Consider the following 24,641-nt stretch of genomic DNA (forward strand, 5'->3'; position numbering starts at 1 on the left):
ACTCCTGAATGCCGCCAATGTGAATATTGTCTTTCACAGAAAACAAATCTTTGTCAGGCTATTCGGGCAACACAAGGTCAGGGACTTATGCCTGACGGGACAAGTCGTTTTAGTCTTAATGGTAAAAAGTTATTTCATTATATGGGGACTTCAACTTTTGCCAATTACACCGTTTTACCTGAAATAGCAGTGGCAAAAATCCGCAAAGATGCACCCTTTGATAAAGTGTGTTACATAGGCTGTGGCGTGACCACAGGTATAGGTGCTGTACTATATACCGCTAAAGTGACCCCAGGAGCACGAGTTGTTGTTTTTGGTTTAGGCGGTATTGGGCTTAATGTGATTCAAGGTGCTCGTATGGTTGGAGCAGAACAAATTGTGGGTGTTGATATCAACCCTAAACGCCAGGCTTTAGCTCAAAAGATGGGAATGACTGATTTTGTTAATGCTCATGAAGTTGGTGATGATTTAGTGGCTCATCTTGTTGCACTCACTAAAGGAGGAGCGGATTATAGTTTTGAGTGTGTTGGTGATGTAAAACTAATGCGTCAAGCTCTTGAATGTTGTCATAAAGGTTGGGGGGTTTGCACGATTATCGGCGTTGCTGGAGCAGGACAGGAGATTTCAACTCGACCATTTCAGTTAGTTACAGGAAGAGTATGGAAGGGTTCTGCATTCGGGGGAGCACGAGGCCGTACCGATGTTCCTAAAATTGTCGATTGGTATATGGATGGAAAGATTAATATTGATGATTTAATTACTTGTGTTTTACCTATAGAACAAATTAATAATGCTTTTGATTTAATGCATCAAGGTGAATCTATTCGTACAGTTCTTACTTTTTAACCTTTTTTTGAGTTGAATAAATGGCTATTGATCTTATTGAAGAGCACTATTGTTTTGGAGGTATTCAACGTGTATACACACACCGATCTTCAGTAACTCATTGTGTGATGCGTTTCGGTATTTTTTTGCCACCGCAAGTACATAGACAGTGTGTTCCTGTGTTGTACTGGCTTTCTGGATTAACGTGTACAGAACAAAATTTTATTACTAAAGCAGGTGCACAACGCATGGCAGCTCAATTGGGCCTCGCATTGGTTACACCGGATACCAGTCCTCGAGGCGTCCATTTGCCTGGGGATCAAGACAGTTATGATTTTGGCATCGGTGCTGGTTTTTATCTGGATGCAACCCGAAATCCATGGTCAAAATACTATCAAATGTCCACTTATGTGTGTGATGAATTACCTAATTTACTTCAGCAATATTTCCCTCTTAACGAACAAGCTTGTGGTATTTTTGGACATTCAATGGGCGGGCATGGAGCCTTGATTTTAGCTTTAAAAAACCCTAAACAATACCATTCGGTTTCTGCTTTTTCCCCTATTTGTGCACCTACTCAATGCCCATGGGGGCAAAAAGCTTTCACAGGTTATTTGGGCAAAGATCAGAAAAAATGGAAGGATTATGATGCTTGTAATCTCATTGTAGAAAGGGGATGGCCACATAAGAAGATACTAATTGATCAGGGGACTCAGGATCCTTATTTGCAAGAGCAATTGAAACCAGAACTATTTCAGAATGCCTGTTTGAATGCTTCTGTTGATCTTAATTTACGGATGCAAGAAGGTTACGATCACAGTTACTATTTTATTGCGAGTTTTATTGATGAACATTTAATTTTTCATGCTTCAATGTTAAAAGGCAATTAATTGTTGTTCCAGCTATAATGTAGTATAAATAGCCATGGAGGGACTAAAATGAGTAAAAAAATACCTTTAGTTGTTGCTGGAATTATTTTTACTTTGGTTGCGTTATTGCATCTTTTACGGATTTTTTTTCATTGGAAAATAATAATTGCAGGATATAACATTTCAATGTCAGCCAGCGTTGTTGCATTTATTGTTATAACATTTATAGCGCTATGGATGTTTATTGCCGCAGCAAAAAAATAAGGGTGGTTGTTCTTATTCAAGATTTCTACTAAAACTCAGACATTATGATTTTTACAAAAGCAATCGACCAAATGATCGTCTACTAGGCCAACTGCTTGCATGTAAGCATACATAATTGTCGGCCCCACAAAACTCATTCCTCTTTTTTGTAAATCTTTGGATAGTGCATCTGACTCGGGTGTGGTTGTGGGAACTTCTTGAAGACTATGGGGGTAATTTATTTTCGGACTTCCATCCACAAATTGCCAAACATAATTATCAAATGAGGTAAATTCTTGCACAATTTTGAGAAATACTCTGGCATTTTTACGTGCTGAAAAAATTTTAAGTCGATTGCGAATTATGCCAGGATCAGTGAGTAAACTCTGTAATTCTTCATCCGTCATATGGGCTACGGCATGAGGATCAAATTGCTTAAATGCCTTACGGTATGTTTCGCGGCGTTTGAGTATTGTTTCCCAACTTAAGCCTGCTTGGGCTCCTTCGAGGATAAGCATTTCGAAATGTTTTTGATCCTCATGAACAGGAATACCCCATTCTGTATCATGATAATGCTCATAATAAGGTTTGTTGATTCCAACCCAAGGGCAGCGCTTCATAGTAGTGTACATTAACTCTTATACAAAATTGATAATATAGTACAGTTTTTTAGAGACAATAACTATTTTTATATTATCTATATCAGGGATATTTGGGTGATAATCAATTGTTTCGTTTTGAATTTGTTCAAAAATGGCTTAAAATTCACATACGAAAACAATATACTTATTTTAGAGAGTTTCATGTCCGATTTTTATCAGGATTTTAATACAAGACGAACCTTTGCAATTATTTCTCACCCTGATGCAGGTAAAACTACCGTAACTGAGAAGCTGCTTTTATTTGGGGGTGCAATTCAATTAGCTGGAACTGTTAAAGGGCGCAAGGCGGATAGACACGCAACCTCAGATTGGATGGAAATGGAAAAAGAGCGAGGTATTTCCATTACTACGTCTGTAATGCAGTTCGTACATAACCAGCATGTTATGAATTTACTCGATACTCCAGGCCATGAGGATTTTTCTGAAGATACTTATCGAACTTTAACTGCCGTAGATTCAGCGCTCATGGTTATTGATGTGGCCAAGGGAGTAGAGGAAAGAACAGTAAAGTTAATGGAAGTATGTCGTTTACGCGATACTCCAATTATGACCTTTATTAATAAACTGGACCGAGAGGGTCGCGATCCTATTGATTTGCTCGATGAGGTTGAATCTGTTTTGGGGATTCAATGTGCTCCAGTGACTTGGCCTGTAGGTATGGGAAAACGTTTTAAAGGTATTTACCATCGCTATGAAGATGTCGTTTATCTTTATCAACCGGGAAAAAATGCACAAAAGCAAGAAGCAATGCAAATTAAAGGAATAGACAACCCGCTATTGGATGAGGTATTGGGAGAGAGTGCACAAGAATTACGTGAAGAAATTGAACTTGTGAAGGGTGCTTCGCATGAATTTAATTTACAGGAGTATTTGGCAGGAAAAATGACCCCTGTTTATTTTGGTTCAGCAATTAATAATTTTGGAATCAAAGAATTACTAGATGATTATGTACGCTATGCTCCAAGTCCACAACCAAGAAATACCCAAGAGCGAGTTGTATCTCCCAATGAAGAAGTTTTTTCTGGGTTTGTATTTAAAATACAAGCAAATATGGATCCAAAGCATAGGGATCGGATTGCTTTTTTACGTATATGCTCTGGAGCTTATAAAAAAGGGATGAAATTAAGTCATTTGCGTATTGGTAAAGAAATACAAATTTCCAATGCTTTGACCTTTATGGCAGGCGATCGATCACACACAGAAGTTGCTTTGCCAGGGGATATTATCGGGTTACACAATCATGGCACGATTCGAATTGGTGATACTTTTACTCAAGGTGAGTTATTAAAATTTACTGGTATTCCTAATTTTGCCCCGGAGCTTTTCCGTTTGGTTCGTTTAAAGGATCCTTTAAAGAGTAAGGCCTTACTAAAAGGCTTAATTGAGCTCTCTGAAGAAGGGGCAACCCAGGTATTTCGACCATTAAATAGCAATCAGTTAATCTTAGGTGCTGTAGGAGTATTACAATTCGATGTAGTTGCTCATCGTTTGAAACATGAATATAAAGTAGATTGTGTTTATGAATCAGTTAATGTGGCTTGTGCTCGTTGGGTGTACTCAGAGGATGATAAAGCGATGAGTGAGTTTCGTACTAAGGCACATGATTATTTAGCCTTAGATGGAAGTGACGCATTAATGTATCTCGCCCCAACTCGTGTTAATTTAACTATGGCTGAAGAGCGATACCCGAAAATTAAGTTTCATGCAACTCGAGAGCATTAACTCTATAGTGAGAACTTTTATTTTTGATGATATTAATCTGAAATTACAGTGGATTCTTTATGTTTTTTAAAAATAATGATGAGATTATAGCTCATCTTCTTGATGCAATTAGCAAAATTGATAAAACCGAAGTGCAAGCGATCCTTCAAGAAGCGTCTGTGAAAAAAATAGACTTAAATATACATACAAATAAATTTGTTACGCCGTTACATTGGGCAATTCTTAAGTGTCATGTAGGCACGCAGGATGACATGCTTGAAATAATAGAACAGCTCTATCAAACAGGCATAGATCTTAATAAACCTTCAAATGACAGTAAACAATATTACCCACTTCATACAGCTGCTCGTCGTGGTCTACCAATGGTTGTTGAGTGGCTTTTAGAGCATGGAGCTGATCCCATGGCTAAGGACACTGCCAACAAAATACCAAGACATTATGTATGGAGTACACTTAATGCAAAGATTTCAAATAAAAACGAAGTGAATGGAGAAAACAATCAAGATTATATTGATCGATTAATACAAGTAAACGATCTCTTAGATAATTCTAATACTACTGCTTTTTGCTTCATATTATAGGTTTATAGGGATCACTAAAAAAGTGGTGATATACATAGCCTTACAAGATAGGGTTTGTTGTGACTAAAAGGCACGGATACCTGCAAGCTGTCCAGGGGGCGTCTTTGCGAGCCATTGGCGAAGCAATCCAGAACGTCCTCACATTGAGGATTTGAACTGGATTGCTTCACTTTGTTCGCAATGACAATTGTTTTTATCCTGGCACTCAAATATGGAACGTTCAATGGCATGAACACTTGCAAAATAAATTGCAACGCAATAAGAGGCTGTTTCTGGAACAACGGGTGTTTTTAAATCTATAAATTAGGTAGTACAACTAGCTTTTACTGTATGTTGACCTAAATTAGTAATTCTCACTTTTGCTCCTGAATCGGCGCTGAGTTTCAGAATCTGATTTGGTTGTACGGTAATTTGTAAAAATTCGCCTGTAGCCAAAGAAAAGTCATTAACTTTGCCTTTTTTAGCTAATGCTTCTACTAAAAGATCATCATTGTCATCTTCTGTGATGATTTTACACTTGGCTTCTATTGTCCAGAACATATAATTAACGAATTCTTGGGGATCATTGCTGGGTAATTCATATTCAATAGTGACTCCTTGTTGGAGCGGATGACTTTCCATAGCATATGTATTAGTAGTTAAAGAAGTCATAATACACAATACCCCAAATCCAAGTTTTTGTAACATTAGTTCACTCCATAATGAAAATTAATGGGCTAAGATACATTTATTTTGTTTGCATGGCAAATTAATATTCATTAAAAGGTATATGGAAAAATATTGGTTAATATGTTCCACTTTATCATTGGAAAATGATTACAAAATATGATCATACTATTTATGATGGATGACTTTCTTGATGCGAACCATCACTGACATTGACTTAATATGTTTCCTCAATTTACGTCTTGCGACAAGCGCAGGACGTAGGGATAAGGATGGACTCTTAAGTCAATGGTAGTGATACGGATAAGGCAATCGAATACATTGACGTTAAATGAGTTTGTTTTATGAGCTATTTATATTGTTTCTAATGCCTTAGCAATAGACTCAGTCATTGCTTTAGCATCGCCAAAAAGCATGTATGTATTGTCGTGGTAGAACAAGGCATTTTCTACACCGGCATAGCCAGGTGCCATACTCCGTTTCACGAACAAAACAGTTTTTGCTTTTTCAACTTCTAAAACAGGCATTCCATAAATAGGCGAACTTGGATCTGTTTTTGCTGCAGGATTGGTTATGTCATTTGCTCCAATAATATAGGCCACATCACAGCTTGCAAAATCACGATTAATTTCGCTTTGTTCATAAACCCTATCATAAGGAATATTGGCTTCAGCGAGCAATACATTCATATGTCCAGGCATACGACCAGCCACAGGATGAATTGCAAAGCGAACCTTAATATTTCGCTGTTCTAATGCATCTACTAATTCTTTGACCGCATGTTGTGCATGTGCCACTGCCATACCATACCCAGGGATAATGATGACATCTTTTGCATTACTTAAAAGGAATGCTGCATCTTCACCATTTCCTTGTCGTACTGAGCGGGATTCAGTTGTGGCATTGGCTTGCAATTGTGTTGCCGATGTCTGAATCCCGCCGAAAATTACATTGAAAATAGAACGATTCATTCCCACACACATGATATAACTTAGAATTGCTCCGCTCGCACCAACTAGAGCTCCAGTAATTACAAGTAAATGATTACTTAAGGTAAAACCAATACCAGCGGCTGCCCATCCCGAATACGAGTTAAGCATGGAAATCACTACGGGCATATCAGCACCACCAATAGGGATAATAAGCAATATACCAAGTAAAAAGGCTAAGACAGCCATAATGCAAAAAAGAGTAAGCGTTTGGTTTATTAGAAATAAAACAAACAGAATAAGGATTCCCAACGCGGTCAATAGGTTGATGGTATTATGGTTTGGTAGTTTAATAGGTACTCCGGACATAATTCCTTGTAGTTTCAGGAATGCAATTACAGATCCAGAAAAAGTTATAGCTCCAATAATCAAACCCAGACTCATTTCTACTAAACTTGCTTTGGCGATTGCGCCAGGGATGCCTATATGAAACGAATTAGGAGATAAGAAGGCGCAGAATGCGACAAGTACCGCCGCCATCCCAACCAATGAGTGGAAAGCTGCAACTAATTGTGGAATAGCGGTCATATTAATTTTAAGGGCAATATAGGTGCCGATTATTCCTCCTGCAATTATTAAACTAATCAGTAGGAGTTGATGGTATGTTGTGGGCATTATTAACGTTGAGCCTACGGCGAGAACCATACCTGTAATTCCCAATAGATTTCCTCTTCTCGCCGAGGCTGGGCTGGCCAGGCCTTTAAGTGCTAATATAAAACATACTGCTGCTAATAGATAAAATAAAGGAACCAAAGTTGTCATGAGAAATCATCCTTAATTTACTGCACGGTTTCAAATAAAAATAGTATCATTATTCTATTTTTTATACATACGTAGCATACGTTGTGTTACCACAAAACCACCAAAAATGTTAATTGAGGTAATAAATATTGCTAAGCCGCCTATCCAGGTTATTTCTCCCACGAATTGACTTCCTGCAGCAATGAGGGCCCCTAAAACAATAATACTCGATATCGCATTGGTTACCGACATTAAAGGGGTATGGAGTGCAGGAGTAACTTTCCAAACCACGTAATATCCGACGAAACAGGCTAATACAAAAATAGTGAGTATCGCAATATAAGGGTTTCCTAAAGTATTCATCTCATGCATTTTGGGTCTCCTTTATGACCTGGAACGGTAGGTATTGATTTTGATGACAAAGTACTGCTTGTTGGATAATTTCATCGTTGGGGTTTAATGTGATTTCGGGAGGGGTAGTGGGGGCCAAGAGATGAATAAGGTGAACTAAATTATTTGCATAGAGTTCACTTGCCGTTGCTGGAACCAGCCCTGCTAAGTTGCTGAAACCGATGATGGTTACTTCCCCATGTTTGATGGTTTTATCAAGAACACTTACTTCACAATTCCCGCCTCGAGAGGTTGCGAGATCAACGACAACTGATCCAGGTTTCATTTGTTCTATAGTATGTGTATACAATAAAATGGGTGCTTTACGACCAGGAATTAAGGCTGTTGAAATAACAATATCAGATAATTTAGCGTATTGGTCAATAAGCTCTGCTTGTAACTTTTTATATTCTTCACTTACTTCAGATGCATATCCACCTTTTGTTTCACTGTCCTGCTCTTGGTTGACCTCTATAAATTCGGCACCCAGACTTTCGACTTGCTCCTTTGCGGCACGTCGTACATCAAATGCATACACTACTGCACCTAAACGTTTGGCTGTTGCTATGGCTTGTAAGCCTGCTACACCCGCACCAAGAACAAGTACTTTAGCTGGTTGAATCATTCCTGCTGCTGTCATCATCATAGGGATAGCTCGATGAAATTGAGCACTTGCTTCCAGAACAGCTCGATATCCTGCCAAATTGGCTTGAGATGAGAGACTGTCCATGCTTTGAGCACGGCTGATGCGAGGAATAAGATTCATTGATAATAATGTAATTTGCTTTTCTTTGCACCAGGAGATTAACTGACTTTGTGGCTCATTATCGATATGACCTATGACTATAGTACCCTGTGATAAACCTTCTAGGTCTTGGGGATTTGGTTCATTAATGCAGAGAAAAATGTTTGCTTTTGTCAGGATATTTTTCTTACTGTCGCTAATATAGACCCCAACCTGTTCATAATCTTGATCTCTAAAACCCGCCGCTAGACCAGCATTTTTCTCTATGTTGACTTCAAATCCAGATTTTATGTACTGTTTCGCTGAATTAGGAGTAATCGCTACTCGAGTTTCATTTCCTGCTGCATGTAATGTTGCAATGATCATGAGTAAATCCTTTTTACCTAGATAACCACTATCGTATTGCAATTTAGAAATATTTTCCAGACTATGGAATACAGTAATGCGCGAAGTTAAGGTTGGTATCTATAGAATCCATATGCTATGTTTATAATTTTCATTTAACATAACGGAGCAGGAGCGAACATTATGACAAGCCAACCCACCAGAGATCCAGTGAATGATATTTTACTTACCCCCAAAAATGCTGCCTTACTTATCATTGATTATCAACCCGTCCAAGTTAATTCCATTGCATCAATGGACAAGCAGAAATTAGTAAATAATATCGTTGGCGTTGCTAAAACGGGTATGGCATACAACTTGCCAATCATTCTTACAACAGTTAATGTGAATTCGGGTTTGAATAAACCGACAATTCTTGAGCTCACTCAAGTTCTGGAAGGGGTAAAAACATATGACAGAACTTCTATTAATTCGTGGGAAGATACTGAGTTTGTAAATGCAGTTAAAGGGACCGCGCGTAAAAAATTAATTATGACAGCTCTTTGGACTGAGGTATGTTTGACTTTTCCTGCACTTGATGCGTTAAATGAGGGTTATGAAGTATATGTAGTTGCTGATGCAGTAGGTGGAACTTCGGTTACAGCTCACGAGTTAGGATTACGTCGTATTCAACAAGCAGGCGGTGTACTTATAACCTTGCCACAATTATTATGTGAATTACAACGCGATTGGAGTCGCACAGCAACAGTTCCAAGTTTTGTTGAGATACTTGGGAGTAGTGTAGGTCTTTCTCACTAAAAGAATACATGAAGCAAGTGCATCAGAATATCCGAAAAGGGGTATTCTGATTAAACTAAATCATGGGGATATAAGAGTGCATTCAGTGCTTGAACCAGTCTTTTACAAAAATTACAATTTGCCTCTTGCAGCCAGAAATTTATATATGATGCTATTGCATGTACGCCTACAGTTTTCAGTTTTATGCATTGCTTTTATGGGATTCTTCTTGCAAGCTATCTACTTCAATAGCTAGGGCCACTTGATTGGCGCAAGACTCCAAAAGCTGTATTTTTTCCGGCGTCGCCCAATCATCACTTTTAAGGGGTTGAATTCTTAAAACACCCATTGTACCTCGAGCGCCGAGCAATGGGATAAATATAGCATTAGAAAAGGAAAGCGTGTCGGTTCCTAACCCCGCTTTTTGCCCTAACTCATATACCCATTGAGCGATACTGTATTCTTTATCATCCAATTCTTGATGCGATTTTGAACGTGCGCGGATAACTAAGAGTTTATCTTTAGGTAATAATGCGATAATTTCACAATGAAAAATTTCAGAAATATAATTAATTCCAGTTCTAAGTAGTCTGACTATTCCCCGTGTTCTCGATAATCTTCGACTTAAAGTATATAAAGTAGACGTTTGATATTCGGCAAGGCGTGCTATCTCTGATTGACGACGCGTAACCAAAGTAAGTTGGCAAATAATAAATGCTATAACCAGCATCATCACAAGATTGAAAATATAATCTGCATCATTTGTTAAAAAGCTGTAGTAAGGGGGCACAAAGAAAAAATCGTAGGATAAAAGACTGAGAAAAATTCCTGAAATTGTGGGACCGGTACGTCCTAGTGAGGCAATAGCAATCATGCCTATTAAATAAACCATGATTAAATTAGCATCTGGTACTAAGGAATAAAGCAAAAAATTAAATAACGTTGTGACAGAAACAATACTAATCGATAATAAATATGGAAACCAGGATGTAAGAGGTTTATTAAGCGTTTTCTTTTGTGACTTCTTTACCATTTCAGTGATGGTATACACATCAATGTCACCACTATAACGTAAAATTTCATCAGCTAAGCTACGAAAGAAAAAATGCCGCCATCGTGTTTGAATTCTTTTATTTATCATAATTAAAGTAACATTTTGCTCCCGAGCAAAATTAACAATTTCTTTAACGAGATCATATCCCATTAATATATGGGTTTCGGCACCTAATTGTTCGGCAAAAAATAGGTTTTTTATCGCTTGATCGCGTTGGGTTCTAGATAGTTGCGTTCGAGGAGAATCTACATAAACAGCTATCCAGTCTGCCTGAAAACTCGCCGCTATTCTTTTGGCGGAGCGAATTAATTTATGGGATTCTGGACCTGGCCCTACACAAACGAGAATTTTTTCCATGATGTGCCAGATACTCTTTATTCCTTGTCCCTGCCTATATAGAAGTACTTGAGTGTTAACTTGATTTGCTAACGTGCGTAATGCGAGTTCACGTAATGCCATTAAGTTCCCTTTACGAAAATAAAATTCCGCAGCTAACTGTGCTTGTTTGGGAACATAAACCTTTCCCTCTGCCAAACGTTTTAATAAATCTTCTGGCGCCAAATCGACGAGCTCAATAGTATTTGCACTTTCAATCATGAAATCAGGGACGGTTTCCTGTACAGGTGCGTGAATAATTCGGGAAACATCATTATTTAAGCTTTCTATATGTTGCACATTTAAAGTGGTATATACATCAATTCCGCGATCTAGAAGTTCTTTAATGTCTTGCCATCGTTTTTTATGTCGTACACCGGTAACATTTGTATGCGCCATTTCATCCATAAGTATTAATCCAGGATTTCTTTTTAGAGCAGCATCCAAATCGAATTCTTGTAGTTTTTTGCCGTGATAATCAATAGTTATTTTTGGTAGAATCACGAAATTTTTCAGTATTTCTAAAATTTCTGAGCGTCCATGTGATTCAACAATACCTACAATAATATCTAATCCTTTTGCTTGCTCTTCTAATGCTTCATGCAGCATGGAATGGGTTTTTCCTACACCAGGAGCGGCACCAAGATAGATTTTTAGTTTACCACGCTGTTGCTGTTTTTCTTCTTCAAGTACTTGTTGCAATAACGCATTAGGATTGGGACGTGAATCATTCATGAGTGGTCCTTATATGATCTAGGGCCAAGTTAAGCTCTAGTACATTAATACGTGGTTCTCCCAAAAGATATAGAGTTCTTTTTTTTATTAATTGATTTACCAATGTACTTATTTCTTGTTCAGAAATATTACGTGCTTTAGCAATTCGAGGAATTTGATAAAAAGCTGCTTGTGGACTTATTTCCGGATCAAGGCCGCTTGCAGAGGCGGTCACTAAGTCAACAGGAATTAAGAGCGTTTTATTTTCATATTGATGAAGAGTCGCCACTCTTTTTTTGACTAGAGTCAAAAACGCAGGGTTCAAAGGTCCCATGTTAGAGCCTAAAGAGCTTGCTGAGTTATAAGGAAATGGGATTGTTGCAGATGGGCGTCCCCAAAAGTAATTAGGCGCATCAACATATTGTCCAATTAATGCAGAGCCAATGGGTTTATCCTGATATCGGAGTATGCTGCCGTTTGCTTGGTATGGGAATAATACTTGGGCAATAAGGGTAGTTACAACGGGGTAAATAAGACCTGTAAGTAGCGAAAAAACGAGTAAAAATAATAAAGATGTTTTTATTTGTTTGAAGATTTCTATCATCATTTTTATCCTGTTAAACCTACTAAAGTTAAGAACAGATCTATTATTTTGATACCGATGAAGGGGACAATTAATCCACCAAATCCATAAACGACTACATTGTTTCGTAAAAGTTGTGCTGCAGGAAGACGCTTATATTTCACTCCATGTAACGCTAAAGGGATGAGAAAAATAATAATAATCGCATTAAAAATGACCGCCGAAAGAATAGCGCTTTGAGGTGTTGTCAAGTGCATGATATTTAAAATATTAAGTTCCGGATAAGTACTTGAAAACGCCGCAGGTAGAATGGCAAAATATTTAGCAATATCATTGGCTATGCTAAAAGTGGTAAGTGAACCACGAGTCATTAGTAGTTGTTTACCAATTTCAACCACTTCAATTAATTTAGTTGGATTTGAATCTAAGTCCACTAAGTTACCCGCTTCTTTTGCCGCTTGTGTCCCTGAGTTCATTGCGACTGCAACATCTGCTTGAGCAAGAGCAGGAGCATCATTGGTTCCATCTCCTGTCATTGCTACTAGATGTCCTTGGGCTTGTAACTCACGAATCAATTTAAGTTTGTCTTCAGGTTTTGCATTGGCCAGAAAATCATCCACCCCTGCTTCACCTGCAATTGAGGCAGCAGTAAGAGGGTTATCGCCAGTAACCATAATCGTTTTAATACCCATTTGTCTTAATTGAGCGAATCGTTCTCGAATACCACCTTTAATAATATCTTTAAGACGAATAATACCGAGTACTTTTTGATTTTCTACAACAACCAATGCTGTATTTCCTTGTCGTGAAATAATGTCGACATTCTTTTTCACATTTTCAGGAATAATGCTACCTAACTGATTGATGTACTCTTTGATTGCTTCAAACGAACCTTTACGAATTTGTCTGTTTCCAACATTTGCACCACTCATGCGTGTTTGAGCTGTAAAAGGAATAAAGGTTGCATTGAGTTTTCCAAGTTCTCTACCGCGTAATTTATATTTTTTTTTAGCTAAAATAACAATACTACGACCCTCAGGAGTTTCATCTGCGAGTGATGCTAATTGTGCTGCATTAGCTAATTCATTGATGCTAACCTCTTCGGCAGGAATAAATTCTGTAGCTTGACGGTTTCCTAAAGTAATGGTTCCTGTTTTATCAAGTAATAAAACATCAATATCTCCTGCAGCTTCAACGGCACGTCCGGATAAAGCAATAACATTAGCTTGAATCATTCTATCCATGCCTGAAATACCAATCGCGGAAAGTAGCCCTCCAATTGTAGTTGGAGCTAAACAGACAAAAAGGGCGATAAGCACTGTGATGGAAATTACCTGACCTGATTTGGTTACAAATACACTAAAAATAGAAAAAGAAAGCAGGGTGCTACAAACTACTAGGAAGACAATGGTTAATGCAGCGAGTAAGATAGTCAAGGCTAGCTCATTAGGTGTTTTTTGACGTTTTGAACCTTCTACCAAGGCAATCATTTGATCTAAAAATGTTTCTCCTGGATTAGAAGTAATGCGAATGATCAACCAATCAGAAATGACTTGAGTACCTCCAGTTACCGCGCTACGATCTCCTCCACTTTCACGAATAACTGGTGCGCTTTCGCCTGTGATAGCACTTTCATTAACAGAAGCAATACCTTCAATAACCTCTCCATCACTAGGAATGAAATCTCCTGCTTCGACTAATACCAGATCATCCATACGTAATTGTCCTGAAGTGACTAGGGTAAATTTTGCACTTTTAGATGCTTTTGCTAATTTTTTTGCTTGAATATCATGTCGTGCTCGACGCAACTCTTGTGCTTGGGCTTTTCCTCGACCCTCTGCCATAGCCTCAGCAAAGTTAGCAAATAGGAGTGTAAACCAGAGACATAATGTAATCGTTAAAATAAAAAGACTAGGTGCCTCTCCTTTTCCTAAAAGTGATTGCAAAAAAAGTACAGTAGTTATAATTGAGCCTACATATACGGTAAACATCACCGGATTTTTAATTTGAGTGCGTGGCCTGAGTTTTAGAAACGCATCAACTAAGGCAACTTTAATGATATTAAAATCCCATATTGAATGTAATTTAGTAGCCATATTTTCCCCAAAGAATCAACTGTTCCACAATAGGACCTAATGCAAGGGCAGGTACAAAAGATAGGGCGCTAATGACAATGGTGATACAAACTAATAAAACAATAAAAAGTGGTGTATGAGTTGCTAGAGTACCTGGGCTACTGGGAATATGTTTTTTCTTAACAAGTGAACCTGCAATTGCAAGAGTGGGAATGGCAATCCAATATCTGCTAATTAACATGAGTACCCCCCCCAGAATATTATAAAAAGGGGTATTCCCATTTAAACCCGCAAAGGAACTGCCGTTATTATTTCCCATAGAAGTAAATGCGTAAAGAATTTCTGTGAAACCATGCGAACCTGGATTGGCGATTGAGCTAATGCCTGAAGATGTTACCGCAGCATAAGCAGTTGAGATAAGGACGATTAAAGGCATAATCAAAACGGCAATGGAGGCCATTTTCATTTCATAAGGTTCAATTTTTTTACCAAGATATTCAGGAGATCTGCCTACCATAAGACCTGCAACAAATACAGTGATAATAATCATCATGAGCATTCCATATAATCCTGAACCTACTCCACCAAAACAGACCTCACCTAAATGCATCATCCAAAGGGGAACAAGCCCTCCTAATGGGGTAAACGAATCAAGCATGGAATTAACTGAACCATTTGATGCTGCAGTAGTCGCTGTAACCCAAATTGCTGAGTTGACAATACCAAAACGTGTCTCTTTGCCTTCCATATTACCTGCTGGGTAAAGATCAGATATAGGTTGCATATCAATTCCCATAGGTTGAAATGCTGGATTGCCTTTTTGCTCAACTACGGTTTCAAGAATTAAAGGTGGAATAAATAAAATGAACATGGCAATTAACACAGCCCATCCTTGTCGTTTATCCTGAACCATCATCCCAAAAGTAAAACAAAAAGCTGCTGGAATAAGTAAAAGGGCTATCATTTCAAGAAAATTAGTTAATGGAGTAGGATTTTCGAAGGGATGGGCTGAGTTTACATTAAAAAAACCACCACCATTAGTGCCTAATTGTTTGATGGCAATTTGTGAAGCAGCAGGTCCCATAGGAATGATTTGTTCTGATATTTTATTAGAGGTTACTTTAGGGTTTCCTAGGCTATCTAATAAGGATTGATCCTTTGTATCTATCACTGATTGTTGATAAGTAAATGGATGTAGAAGACTAATTTTTTGATAGGGTTTAAAATTTTGTATTACTCCTTGTGAGCATAAAATAAGTGAGAAAATAAATGACAAGGGAAGTAAGATATAGAGTATACCTCGTATGGTATCAACCCAAAAATTACCTAAACTAGAGCTTTCACGTTTTGTTAAACCTCGTATCAATGCGATTAATAAAGACATTCCTGTGGCTGCTGAAATAAAATTTTGTACGGTAAGTGCAAGCATTTGTGTCAAATAACTCATGGTTGTTTCACCACTATAGGCTTGCCAATTGGTGTTCGTTGCAAAGCTAATTGCCGTATTAAAAGCAAGATCAGATGAAGGAGCTGCAAAATTTTGTGGGTTTAAAGGAAGATAGTATTGAATTTTTTGCAAAAGAAAAACTACCAATAAGCCTACTAAATTAACAAAAAGCATCGTTGATAGATAAGTTTTCCATCCCATTTCTTCTTTAGGATCAATTCCGCATAGCTTATAAATAAACGATTCAACAGGTTTAACTAAAGAATCTAATAAACAAGATTGGCCTTGGTATACTCGGGCCATATACCAACCAAGAGGTTTGACAAGCAATAATAAGAAGAGCAAATAAAATGATATTTGAAGAAAACCAAATTTTGTCATGGAAATCCATTCCTGTTTTTATTATTAAAATAATTCAGGTTTAAATAATACGAATAATAAATAAATTAACAAGCCGAAAGCGATGAGTCCACAACTGAAATAGAAGCTCATGATTCACTCCTTGACAAATAATCAAAAAAATTAATGAGCAAAAAGCACATGCAAAAAAATAAGACAATAAGAAAAATTAATAAAATATCCATATAAGTGTTTCTTCTCATTGATAGACCTCTTTTAATTATAATCTTAGTTCAGATTTTTGGGGTTTGTTGACGATTATTTTGTTCTCCTGGGTTTTGAATAAGAGTTAGATTTTATTTTATTGGAAAGCATTAGGGCAACACGCCTTAATGTTAAGTAAAGAAATAAGAATTATGGAATCTTTCACTATAAACGGTCTATGGTGGAGAAGACTAAAAAATAAAAAAGGCGTATTATTTATAAAATACGCCTTTTTATTGAATTTGCGATAGACAGTAAGATTGTTTACAGTCCTAGTTACTATTATGGACTCCTCTGGAGCGTTTTAGGCTTCCTAGCTCATACAAGGCATGCACACCGCACTCTCAATCTGGCTCCCAAGTAATGAATGTTGGCTGAACAATTTGTACTGTCTATGATTATATAATAGGCTAATCCTCACATTAATGCTACTTGATTCAAATTGTTTTTTGCAAAGATTGTGTTAAAAAATAGAGCCTATAATGGATATTGATTAGAAACCGAGGCGCAGTGATGCTTGCTGTAAGGAAAGGAGCTATGCATAAAAAAATTGATTTGATATTTCCGTACTATCCGGAAATCATCAGTTTTTTAATGGTTATGATTACCACCCTTACAGCATTGTTGAGACTGATATCCATAGAGCAAGAGCACGCTGCGCTATAGCCCATCCTAAAGCAAAAAAATTTTAACTCTTTCTCATGATACCGAAAAAAGGCACACTAAGCGTTGGTCTTTTAAATGTTGTATAGCTTTTATTGTTTTTGCTAGTTTGAATAAAAATTTGTGTGTAATAAAGCTTCCCCTGTTTATCACGGGCAACACCAATACCCGTCAAATTATAATGACCAACAATATTTCTTTTATGCCCCGGGCTTCGTAGCCACTGTCTTACCACTTCTTGAGCACTTTTGTAATTATAAGCAACATTTTCCGCACCTCCGCCTGTGTTTTTAATTTGTGTGCGTAATGTGGCAATCCGTTTTCCAAAGTCCTTATGGCCAAAAGACATGCGATGGTTGGCCATATCTAGGGAATGTTGTTTTGCTTGAATTACGATACGGTTATCCATAGTAAGTTTAGATAATCCATGTTGTTGTCTGTATTCATTAATGTAGAATAAAACAGAATTTTGGATGGCTGTATCACTCCCACTGTCACTGTTTTTGGATACGGGTTTCGCATAAATACAAGACAAGAAGCTAAAAAAGATAGAGCTCAAAATAATGATTTTAGTTTTTAAAGACATAATATTTCTCTTTAACGCGAGTTATAGATAAGGATTTTATTAGAACTAGAGTCTACCTGACTGCGTTCGGGCTGCGGAGCACTGCCATTGACTTAAAGAGTCTATCTATATTTCATGTCCCGCGGTTTGTTCGGGATCCAGAAATCTTTCACCATCATTGGATCCTGAGAACAAGCCTCGGGACGCCGATTGGGGGCTTTTACGTCAATGGCAGTGCTCCTAAGTCCGAACGGATCGAAGTAAAACCAAGCTCTCTTATATGAAACTCGCGTTAATATAAGTTCAATATAAAAAGTAAGCAAATTTTTTATACTAAATAGTTTTTATTTAGAACTGGAATCCGTATCAATGCGGCGCATTTTGGTCTTTGCAAGGGACACTCTTTTACAGGATAACGTTCGTTTCATGACATCAAAAGTATTTCTATACTTTTGATATCGAACTCTTTTATTTCAGTAAATCAACTTGGGTTGAAATAATGACTAAAATAAAATCAATTGTCTAGAGCTTGGTAGATAAAAATAAAGCCAAACAGAATTTAATAAGTTCATTTTGTTTCATGATATTTAATTAAGGTGTTAAGTGGGTAATAGCATCGTGCAGATCTTCGACTTCGCCTGAATAATGAAAGTAAATTCGTTTTTTTGTACAATCTATGAGACACAATGCTTCTTGAGGTTGATCACCAAATTGTTTAAATACCCAAAACAGACCATCATGATGTTGGTTTTCTATTTCTTTTAATAAATCCACCATCCTATCTTCTTCTAACGCAGAATGGGGGCAATTCAAGCCTGATGTGCCGTGAGTTATTTTATAGGCATAATGTTTTTCTTTCATGGTAGTACTCCCTAATTCGATAGAGAAAATTGAATCCATTTTGATTAAATTATAGCCCACAGTAAGGAGAAGCCGTAATCTATAGATGATTTATTATTCTCGAATTACCGTGCTAGATCTCATTTTTTATAGATTAACGGATAGTCCGACTAATATGGCGTGTAATGTAGGTATATTTGATAATTGTTCTTTTTTATTGCTGGTATCTAAATGAAGATTAGGGCCATTGCCGCTAAATATTCCCTGATACAATAAGCTTAAACTAGCCAGAGCTGTAATTGGATAACCAAAACCTGCTTGTATTTCACCTGCTAATTGTGAAATGTCATTTAATGGAGCACGAGAATCCCTCCAGTGTCGGTATGCAAGCCCCCCTTTTAATTGAGCAAAAAAGTCGCTGTTGCCCAAAGGATCACTTTTGGTTGTGATTAATAAATCTAAGGTAGGGGAAAGAGTGGTTTGCATAGGAATCCATTTTCGTAATGCCTGAAATGTTTCTCTTTGCATGTTCACTTTTATTCGAGTACCTGTTTGTAACCCTAATTCCAAGCCTAAGGCAATATTGCCTGCAAGCATCAATTCATTAGCGAGTGCTAACCTTCCTATTGCGGTACTTTTATCACTAGAGTTTACTTGGTAATTTCCAGTACCAGCACTTGCAAAAACAGACCATGGCTGATCTTGAGATGTTTGTTTAGGGAAATAATTGCCAGCGATTACATTAAATGATAATAAAATTCCTATTATAATTAATTTCATTTGCCATAATCCCTAAATGAATTGTTCATAATCATACTTTTGCAGGTTACAAATAAGGTGTGTTAGTTCCATCACTGCAAAGTACCTGGGAATGTTAGACATAAAGGCAGTAGGTTCTCGCCATAATATCAACTACTTTATTCAGTAAGAGTTCAGTTTCCTCAGGAAACGATCATATTTAGTACATCTTACGAGAAAATATCTCTAAAAACTACCCATATAAGTTAATCCTACATTGATTTTTAGAGAGATTTTTTCACAATATGTACTTATCTCTGGCCATTAGTGCTCTATTAAGCATGAGTCTGACTCATTATCTTTTTAATTTGGCGGAGAGAGAGGGATTCGAACCCTCGATACGTTGCCGTATACACACTTTCCAGGCGTGCGCCTTCGACCGCTCGGCCATCTCTCCCAATCGGGCAAGCTTATACAGGTCAGATGATAAAATCAACCCTTGTTTTATTTAAACACATAACTTTTAGATGATATTGTATATACTATTAATAAAGAGTTCCAAAGATGATTACAATTTAACCTAGTATGAATCTTAAATTTTGAGAAAAATGATTAATCGCTCTATACATGAAGGATTTTAACGTGTCAGTACGAATTTTTCTTGCCGTCTTAAGCTTTATTTTAACCGATTCACTATGGGCTATTACATGTTATTTTACTCTAGTTAAAGATAACTGTTGGAATAAATATACCGTAACAGTAGATGTCATGGATGCAGCAACAGCTAAAATTTTAACCACTGTAGTAATACCACCAGGAAAGTTTTGGGTACGCCAAACTTTTCCTTGTACACCAAAAGAGAAACTAATATATCGGGCTCGGTTTTCACCTACAATGTGGGAAAGCGAGAAAGGTAAAATTTATTATGCTAAAAACTATTGGTCTTTACCTAATGAAATTAATTCTGGTGATTCAGCATGGAATGTCTCTGTATGTTATCCTTCAGATTTTTCACAAATTCCATTTCCTCCCGAAGCTACTGGAACATGTAAGTGTGATTTTGATAGTATTCCGGTGATACCACCCAAAAAGATATAATAACATTAATCGAATATGGACTGACTTTTTAGGATTCTTTTTCCTTTATAAGTTGAGAGGGAGAAATTCATGATTACTTTAAGAAATAAAATTGGTCAAATGTTAATTATGGGATTTGATGGATGTGCTCTTCATGACCAAAGTCCTATGGCTGAATGGCTCTCCTCTGATGGATTGGGTGGTGTTTTATTATTTGATCAAGAAGCATCTACAGGATTGTATGGAAAGAATTTAAAAAATTTAACACAAATAAAACAGCTGACGCATTCACTTAATCACTATTCTGCTGAAATAAGTTACAAAAATAATGGATTACCACTATTAATTGCCATAGATTATGAAGGGGGAGCTGTCGATCGTTTGTCCAGAATTGAAGAGTGCCAGCCTACTATAAGTGCTTATGATATGGCGCATATGTCTGCTGAAGCACTGCAGGCGGAATTGATTCAAATGGCGTTAACTTTAAAATCTTTGGGTTTTAATCTTAATTTTGCTCCAGTTGTGGATTTAAACTTACAAGAGGAACAAGGCATTATTGGTGCTTTGCATCGTAGTTTTTCAGCCATTCCTGAACAAATAATTGGCTTCGCGAAACAATTTGTTGATGTTTTTTCTCATCAAGGTATTGCATGTTGTTATAAACATTTCCCAGGTCATGGGAGTGCGCTTGGTGATACGCATAAGGGATTTGTTGATGTTACGAATACATTTCAAGAAAAAGAGTTAGCTCCTTATTATGCATTGGTGTGCGATGCGCACCAACCGACAATGATTATGACAGCTCATGTAGTCAATAAGCATTTGGATAGTCAGGGATTACCTGCTACGTTATCTTACGAGATCTTAACAGGCCTATTGCGTCAATCTATGTGTTATGATGGAGTAGTTGTTGCTGATGATTTGCAAATGCAAGCAATCACTGATCATTATTCGCTTGAGGATGCTTTATGCCTTACAATCAATGCAGGTGCTGATATGATCATTTTTGCAAATCAGTTAGCCAAGATAACAGCGCCTGAAATAATTGAAGTAATAGAACATTTAGTCCTTGAACAAAAAATAGAATATCAGCGTATTGAAGATGCATACCGACGGATTATCCGTTTAAAACAACAAATTAATTGTATCAAACTAGTTGACTAGGCTTGACGAATAATTAAAGCATGTTAGAATATAACTCTTATTGTTTATATTGTAAACCTTTATAAGGGTTTCTATGTTAATTCCATTTTACCATATGACTCATCGTTCGACCCTCTCTTATTTTAAGCTTATTTGTTGTTGCTGATTCCATCTTTTTTTTTCTTCCTTTGTTCTTTTCGTTTTTTAAGGATTTTAAATATGTGTGCAGCACATCAGCAACCGAAAAAATTTATTTTTAGCACCCCTTTAATTTATGCTTTGATGATTGGTTTGGGTATAGCTAGTGGAATGTCAGATATCAGTGTTTTGAAAGAGACTGGATTGTTGGTTTCCGATTTGTTTATTAAGCTCTTTAAATGCATTAGTTTACCGATTATTTCTTTATCGATAATTGTTACTTTGGCAAATTATAAGACTGATGGGTTCATGAAAAAAATTTGGAAGCGAACCATTACGTACACTTTTTCAACAACTATAGTGGCTGCAATGATCAGTTGTTTGCTCTATATCGTCATTCATCCTAGTTCTGTTCAGGTCAATTTAGACCCTCATGAGGTGGAGTCAGCAAGCAGTCTAGGATATGTTGGGTACCTAGCAAACATCATCCCAACTAATTTACTCGCCCCATTTTTAGAACAGCAAGTCATGGGGGTATTATTCTTAAGTATCATTATTGGCATTGCAGTACGCCAAATACCCGATGAAGACTCTCGCGATATAATGGCACGGTTTTTTCGAGGTGCGCATGGGATGTTTTTGGTGATGACTCGTTGGATTATTGCTGTTATTCCTTTGGGGCTGTTTGGTTTTATTACTTCAACAGTTGTCCAATTACGTTCTGGTATGGATATTAAAGGCATAGGTGAATATTTATTAATTGTTGTTTTAGCTAATTTAATTCAAGGTTTTATTATATTGCCTTTATGGTTGAAGAAGAACAAAATCCAGCCTTTTACAGCAATGCGCTCTATGCTACCTGCATTATCAGTAGCTTTTTTCTCTAAGTCTTCAGTGGGTACATTACCTGTGACTATGAGTACCATAGAAAAGAATCTACAGGTTAAGCCAGCAATCAGTCGTTTCGTGTTACCGTTATGCACCAGTATCAATATGAATGGTTGCGCGGCTTTTATTTTTGCTACAGTGATTTATTTAATGCAAAACCATGGTATGCCAATTTCTTATAGTACAATGGGATTATGGGTTATCATTGCTACTGTTGCCGCGATTGGTAATGCCGGAGTGCCTATGGGATGTTTTTTCCTAAGTGTTAGCTTGTTATCAAGTATGAATGTTCCAATTGTACTTATGGGGGTTATTTTACCTTTCTACGGTTTAATTGATATGCTAGAGACTTCTTTAAATGTTTGGTCTGATGCCTGCGTCACGAAGATTGTAAATGATAAAGCAATTGTAGACGCGCAAGATGAGCTAAAACCCAGGAAAGTATCTGCATATGAGCCAGAGCTGGGTTAAAAAGAGTATTTTTGAGGGACGTGAGGAATGAAAGATGTGTCTACTTACGTCTCTAAAAATTTAAAGTGTTTTCCATAATTGTTCGTATTTGGTTTCCAATTTCCTCTTGGACTTTTCTGCTTTAAGCTTCAATTCTGCGACCTTATTAAGGGAATGAAATTCCTATACAAACATAAGTAAATTTGATAGTGTTTGCTACTGAAAATTTAGGGTCTGTTGACAATTCTTCCACTATCTATGTGTCGCTTTATGCGTCAGGCATGGCTTACAAGAACCAGGTTCAAATAAACTCACACCGTTTGTATCTCACATGTAAAACGAGAGATACAGAAGATCAGAATGAAAGGTTACTCTATAAAAATCCGTATTAGAACTAGTCGTTTAATTTAAAATTTTAAGGAATAAAATGAAAAAGTTATACGCAATCATCAGTCCTGCATATACTACAGTTGGCGATAGCCTTAAAGATTTATCCTCTTTTGTACTTAACCCCTTCCATCAAATTTTGTATGAGCAAGTTTGTGGCTATTCATTAGGCCATGAAGTTATCTTTTTTGATAATATAGAAGATGCTCAAAAAAGCATGGATGTTAGTATTCGGGGTTCAAAAACGGATTCTAGAGCCGCAGCTCAAAAGGCGATTATTGAGTTAGATGCTGATGATGAAGAAAAAATAACTGGGGTTTGCAAACTACATACTGCAGAGGTTCGTAAGCTTTATGAACAAGCAGAGCAAGAGCGTTTTTTCAAAGCAGTTCGTATTCCTGTCTGGAAAGAACAAGTAATTGATCCAGCCCAAGACCTCACTGAAGGAGCACTAGAAGAGTTAAACAAGCAGTATCATGAAAGTAAAAAAACTGTAACAGCTCAAGTATCGTAAAAAACGGGATTTGAAAATATTAAAAGCAAGTCAAGGGTTTTTATGACGAATCATCTGGTTTGCTTTTATCTTGTATATGATGTGACGTTGCAAAACTTATTGTAAATGAATCAACTCACATAACAATGTCTGATTATTTAATACGCACATGAGATTTCATTATTGAAGATTACTCAAACAACAAGTAAATTTGCTATTTAATTTGTAATAAATTTGTTTTACTATAGGGCAGATGTACTTTTTTTTTTAAAGTAAGGAGTAAATTTATTATGAAAAGAACAAGCTTTTTTAATAAAGAATTACCAAAAAAGTTATCTCCAGAAAGTGTGAAACGTGCTGAGGAGTTTGATAAACGTGAGAGCGGTATTGATTATGAAAAAAATAAAGCAAATCACAAACAACTAACTGCGTCCATGGAGATGAAGCGTATAGAACAAGAAAATAATCAAGAAAATAATCTAGAGTGTGAAAGCGAAGAAAGACAGCTTTCTTGTAAGTAACATTTTATTTGGGAGGGCTGTATTAATTCATCTTTCGCCTCCTAAGCATGTTTTATCAAACTGATAAAAACATAGTCCACGCCTCATGTGCCGAAAGGCTGCATTTGGCGTCTCTTACGTGAAAATAATACTTCGCATATTGTGATGTATGTTTGACATTCCATTTATGATATTGAATAATTATTTGACGTGCTTCAATTCAAAATTTGAGACATTTGAAAGAATGTCACCCTTCGTGAAAGCAGAGTAATAGGTCACCCCTAATAAACTTTAAAGAAGTTTATTAGGAGAACTGATCCTCTTTATATTCTAACCAAAGCTACCGCCAAAAG

General features: G+C 36.9%; 24 protein-coding genes and 1 tRNA gene. 11 read left to right on the forward strand and 14 right to left on the reverse strand.

The window, feature by feature from the left end:
- The 3 genes from Lsan_RS07085 to Lsan_RS07095 form a co-directional block, all read left to right on the forward strand.
- On the forward strand, positions 1 to 846 hold an 846-nt coding region (locus tag Lsan_RS07085; RefSeq protein ID WP_058513829.1), incomplete at its 5' end, for a zinc-binding dehydrogenase.
- Between the two features lie 20 nt (positions 847 to 866).
- A complete protein-coding gene (gene fghA / locus Lsan_RS07090) occupies positions 867 to 1,715 on the forward strand; it encodes an S-formylglutathione hydrolase (protein WP_058513805.1) in 849 nt (282 codons plus the stop codon).
- 48 nt (positions 1,716 to 1,763) lie between these two features.
- The gene (locus Lsan_RS07095) at positions 1,764 to 1,958 is read left to right on the forward strand and encodes a hypothetical protein (protein ID WP_058513806.1); all 195 of its coding nucleotides are present in this window, start codon (positions 1,764 to 1,766) and stop codon (positions 1,956 to 1,958) included.
- Positions 1,959 to 1,993: 35 nt separating this feature from the next.
- Here Lsan_RS07095 and Lsan_RS07100 read toward each other — a convergent pair whose 3' ends face one another.
- On the reverse strand, positions 1,994 to 2,557 hold the full coding sequence (locus tag Lsan_RS07100; protein WP_058513807.1) for a DNA-3-methyladenine glycosylase I: 564 nt from the start codon (positions 2,555 to 2,557) through the stop codon (positions 1,994 to 1,996).
- A gap of 183 nt (positions 2,558 to 2,740) precedes the next feature.
- Between Lsan_RS07100 and Lsan_RS07105 the strand changes: the two genes are divergently transcribed.
- Positions 2,741 to 4,321 carry a peptide chain release factor 3 gene (locus Lsan_RS07105; protein ID WP_058513808.1) on the forward strand — a complete coding sequence of 527 codons (1,581 nt, stop codon included), beginning with the start codon at positions 2,741 to 2,743 and terminating at the stop codon, positions 4,319 to 4,321.
- Positions 4,322 to 4,380: 59 nt separating this feature from the next.
- On the forward strand, positions 4,381 to 4,902 hold the full coding sequence (locus tag Lsan_RS21480; protein ID WP_083505100.1) for an ankyrin repeat domain-containing protein: 522 nt from the start codon (positions 4,381 to 4,383) through the stop codon (positions 4,900 to 4,902).
- Between the two features lie 303 nt (positions 4,903 to 5,205).
- Here the strand turns inward: Lsan_RS21480 and Lsan_RS07115 are convergent, their stop codons facing one another.
- From Lsan_RS07115 to Lsan_RS07130, 4 genes are all read right to left on the reverse strand, one after another.
- Positions 5,206 to 5,589 (reverse strand): hypothetical protein, encoded by a 384-nt coding sequence (locus tag Lsan_RS07115; RefSeq protein WP_058513809.1) that lies wholly within the window; start codon positions 5,587 to 5,589, stop codon positions 5,206 to 5,208.
- Between the two features lie 332 nt (positions 5,590 to 5,921).
- Positions 5,922 to 7,319: an NAD(P)(+) transhydrogenase (Re/Si-specific) subunit beta gene (locus tag Lsan_RS07120; RefSeq protein ID WP_058513810.1), complete on the reverse strand. Its 1,398-nt coding sequence runs from the start codon at positions 7,317 to 7,319 to the stop codon at positions 5,922 to 5,924.
- A 54-nt stretch (positions 7,320 to 7,373) separates the two neighbouring features.
- Positions 7,374 to 7,670 carry a proton-translocating transhydrogenase family protein gene (locus tag Lsan_RS07125; RefSeq protein ID WP_058513811.1) on the reverse strand — a complete coding sequence of 99 codons (297 nt, stop codon included), beginning with the start codon at positions 7,668 to 7,670 and terminating at the stop codon, positions 7,374 to 7,376.
- Positions 7,663 to 8,799 carry a Re/Si-specific NAD(P)(+) transhydrogenase subunit alpha gene (locus Lsan_RS07130; RefSeq protein WP_058513812.1) on the reverse strand — a complete coding sequence of 379 codons (1,137 nt, stop codon included), beginning with the start codon at positions 8,797 to 8,799 and terminating at the stop codon, positions 7,663 to 7,665. Before Lsan_RS07130 ends, Lsan_RS07125 begins: the two co-directional genes overlap by 8 nt.
- Positions 8,800 to 8,961: 162 nt before the next feature.
- Between Lsan_RS07130 and Lsan_RS07135 the strand changes: the two genes are divergently transcribed.
- Entirely contained in the window at positions 8,962 to 9,576 is a 615-nt protein-coding gene (locus Lsan_RS07135; RefSeq protein WP_058513813.1) for a hydrolase, read from the forward strand.
- A gap of 181 nt (positions 9,577 to 9,757) precedes the next feature.
- Here the strand turns inward: Lsan_RS07135 and Lsan_RS07140 are convergent, their stop codons facing one another.
- From Lsan_RS07140 to Lsan_RS07175, 9 genes are all read right to left on the reverse strand, one after another.
- A complete protein-coding gene (locus Lsan_RS07140; RefSeq protein ID WP_058513814.1) occupies positions 9,758 to 11,719 on the reverse strand; it encodes a DUF4118 domain-containing protein in 1,962 nt (653 codons plus the stop codon).
- Positions 11,712 to 12,305 (reverse strand): potassium-transporting ATPase subunit KdpC, encoded by a 594-nt coding sequence (kdpC, locus tag Lsan_RS07145; RefSeq protein ID WP_237762069.1) that lies wholly within the window; start codon positions 12,303 to 12,305, stop codon positions 11,712 to 11,714. Before kdpC ends, Lsan_RS07140 begins: the two co-directional genes overlap by 8 nt.
- A gap of 2 nt (positions 12,306 to 12,307) precedes the next feature.
- Positions 12,308 to 14,377: a potassium-transporting ATPase subunit KdpB gene (kdpB, locus tag Lsan_RS07150; protein WP_058513815.1), complete on the reverse strand. Its 2,070-nt coding sequence runs from the start codon at positions 14,375 to 14,377 to the stop codon at positions 12,308 to 12,310.
- Positions 14,367 to 16,184, reverse strand: coding sequence for a potassium-transporting ATPase subunit KdpA (kdpA, locus tag Lsan_RS07155; RefSeq protein ID WP_058513816.1), 1,818 nt, complete (start codon positions 16,182 to 16,184; stop codon positions 14,367 to 14,369). Before kdpA ends, kdpB begins: the two co-directional genes overlap by 11 nt.
- Before the next feature lie 24 nt (positions 16,185 to 16,208).
- Positions 16,209 to 16,295 (reverse strand): K(+)-transporting ATPase subunit F, encoded by an 87-nt coding sequence (gene kdpF, locus Lsan_RS23515; RefSeq protein WP_083505101.1) that lies wholly within the window; start codon positions 16,293 to 16,295, stop codon positions 16,209 to 16,211.
- A gap of 799 nt (positions 16,296 to 17,094) precedes the next feature.
- Positions 17,095 to 17,655, reverse strand: a complete 561-nt coding sequence (locus tag Lsan_RS07160) for a CAP domain-containing protein (RefSeq protein WP_058513817.1) — start codon at positions 17,653 to 17,655, stop codon at positions 17,095 to 17,097.
- Between the two features lie 570 nt (positions 17,656 to 18,225).
- Complete coding sequence (locus Lsan_RS07165; RefSeq protein ID WP_058513818.1) at positions 18,226 to 18,495, reverse strand: hypothetical protein; 270 nt, start codon at positions 18,493 to 18,495, stop codon at positions 18,226 to 18,228.
- A gap of 126 nt (positions 18,496 to 18,621) precedes the next feature.
- Positions 18,622 to 19,254 (reverse strand): hypothetical protein, encoded by a 633-nt coding sequence (locus Lsan_RS07170; protein WP_058513819.1) that lies wholly within the window; start codon positions 19,252 to 19,254, stop codon positions 18,622 to 18,624.
- A gap of 327 nt (positions 19,255 to 19,581) precedes the next feature.
- Positions 19,582 to 19,669 (reverse strand) — tRNA-Ser (locus tag Lsan_RS07175).
- 185 nt (positions 19,670 to 19,854) lie between these two features.
- Between Lsan_RS07175 and Lsan_RS07180 the strand changes: the two genes are divergently transcribed.
- The 5 genes from Lsan_RS07180 to Lsan_RS07200 all read left to right on the forward strand — a co-directional run bounded on the left by Lsan_RS07180 (position 19,855) and on the right by Lsan_RS07200 (position 24,309).
- Positions 19,855 to 20,310 (forward strand): hypothetical protein, encoded by a 456-nt coding sequence (locus tag Lsan_RS07180; protein ID WP_133134375.1) that lies wholly within the window; start codon positions 19,855 to 19,857, stop codon positions 20,308 to 20,310.
- A gap of 69 nt (positions 20,311 to 20,379) precedes the next feature.
- On the forward strand, positions 20,380 to 21,453 hold the full coding sequence (locus Lsan_RS07185) for a glycoside hydrolase family 3 N-terminal domain-containing protein (protein ID WP_058513821.1): 1,074 nt from the start codon (positions 20,380 to 20,382) through the stop codon (positions 21,451 to 21,453).
- Between the two features lie 198 nt (positions 21,454 to 21,651).
- Positions 21,652 to 22,929: a dicarboxylate/amino acid:cation symporter gene (locus Lsan_RS07190; RefSeq protein WP_058513822.1), complete on the forward strand. Its 1,278-nt coding sequence runs from the start codon at positions 21,652 to 21,654 to the stop codon at positions 22,927 to 22,929.
- A gap of 406 nt (positions 22,930 to 23,335) precedes the next feature.
- On the forward strand, positions 23,336 to 23,809 hold the full coding sequence (locus Lsan_RS07195) for a hypothetical protein (protein WP_058513823.1): 474 nt from the start codon (positions 23,336 to 23,338) through the stop codon (positions 23,807 to 23,809).
- 269 nt (positions 23,810 to 24,078) lie between these two features.
- Complete coding sequence (locus Lsan_RS07200) at positions 24,079 to 24,309, forward strand: hypothetical protein (RefSeq protein WP_058513824.1); 231 nt, start codon at positions 24,079 to 24,081, stop codon at positions 24,307 to 24,309.
- Positions 24,310 to 24,641 lie beyond the last annotated feature (332 nt).

It is taken from the genome of Legionella santicrucis (assembly GCF_001468135.1).
Taxonomy (GTDB): Bacteria; Pseudomonadota; Gammaproteobacteria; order Legionellales; family Legionellaceae; genus Legionella; species Legionella santicrucis.

Excerpts from the sequence above, each read along its gene's own strand:
- Lsan_RS21480 (WP_083505100.1), top strand. The coding sequence starts at position 4,381 with ATGTTTTTTAAAAATAATGATGAGATTATAGCTCATCTTCTTGATGCA.
- Lsan_RS07170 (WP_058513819.1), bottom strand. The coding sequence starts at position 19,254 with ATGAAATTAATTATAATAGGAATTTTATTATCATTTAATGTAATCGCT.
- kdpB (WP_058513815.1), bottom strand. The coding sequence starts at position 14,377 with ATGGCTACTAAATTACATTCAATATGGGATTTTAATATCATTAAAGTT.
- Lsan_RS07160 (WP_058513817.1), bottom strand. The coding sequence starts at position 17,655 with ATGTCTTTAAAAACTAAAATCATTATTTTGAGCTCTATCTTTTTTAGC.
- Lsan_RS07135 (WP_058513813.1), top strand. The coding sequence starts at position 8,962 with ATGACAAGCCAACCCACCAGAGATCCAGTGAATGATATTTTACTTACC.
- Lsan_RS07125 (WP_058513811.1), bottom strand. The coding sequence starts at position 7,670 with ATGCATGAGATGAATACTTTAGGAAACCCTTATATTGCGATACTCACT.
- fghA (WP_058513805.1), top strand. The coding sequence starts at position 867 with ATGGCTATTGATCTTATTGAAGAGCACTATTGTTTTGGAGGTATTCAA.
- Lsan_RS07200 (WP_058513824.1), top strand. The coding sequence starts at position 24,079 with ATGAAAAGAACAAGCTTTTTTAATAAAGAATTACCAAAAAAGTTATCT.
- Lsan_RS07185 (WP_058513821.1), top strand. The coding sequence starts at position 20,380 with ATGATTACTTTAAGAAATAAAATTGGTCAAATGTTAATTATGGGATTT.
- Lsan_RS07115 (WP_058513809.1), bottom strand. The coding sequence starts at position 5,589 with ATGTTACAAAAACTTGGATTTGGGGTATTGTGTATTATGACTTCTTTA.
- Lsan_RS07195 (WP_058513823.1), top strand. The coding sequence starts at position 23,336 with ATGAAAAAGTTATACGCAATCATCAGTCCTGCATATACTACAGTTGGC.
- Lsan_RS07165 (WP_058513818.1), bottom strand. The coding sequence starts at position 18,495 with ATGAAAGAAAAACATTATGCCTATAAAATAACTCACGGCACATCAGGC.
- Lsan_RS07130 (WP_058513812.1), bottom strand. The coding sequence starts at position 8,799 with ATGATCATTGCAACATTACATGCAGCAGGAAATGAAACTCGAGTAGCG.
- Lsan_RS07140 (WP_058513814.1), bottom strand. The coding sequence starts at position 11,719 with ATGAATGATTCACGTCCCAATCCTAATGCGTTATTGCAACAAGTACTT.
- Lsan_RS07100 (WP_058513807.1), bottom strand. The coding sequence starts at position 2,557 with ATGAAGCGCTGCCCTTGGGTTGGAATCAACAAACCTTATTATGAGCAT.
- Lsan_RS07120 (WP_058513810.1), bottom strand. The coding sequence starts at position 7,319 with ATGACAACTTTGGTTCCTTTATTTTATCTATTAGCAGCAGTATGTTTT.
- kdpF (WP_083505101.1), bottom strand. The coding sequence starts at position 16,295 with ATGAGCTTCTATTTCAGTTGTGGACTCATCGCTTTCGGCTTGTTAATT.
- Lsan_RS07095 (WP_058513806.1), top strand. The coding sequence starts at position 1,764 with ATGAGTAAAAAAATACCTTTAGTTGTTGCTGGAATTATTTTTACTTTG.
- kdpA (WP_058513816.1), bottom strand. The coding sequence starts at position 16,184 with ATGACAAAATTTGGTTTTCTTCAAATATCATTTTATTTGCTCTTCTTA.
- kdpC (WP_237762069.1), bottom strand. The coding sequence starts at position 12,305 with ATGATGATAGAAATCTTCAAACAAATAAAAACATCTTTATTATTTTTA.
- Lsan_RS07105 (WP_058513808.1), top strand. The coding sequence starts at position 2,741 with ATGTCCGATTTTTATCAGGATTTTAATACAAGACGAACCTTTGCAATT.
- Lsan_RS07190 (WP_058513822.1), top strand. The coding sequence starts at position 21,652 with ATGTGTGCAGCACATCAGCAACCGAAAAAATTTATTTTTAGCACCCCT.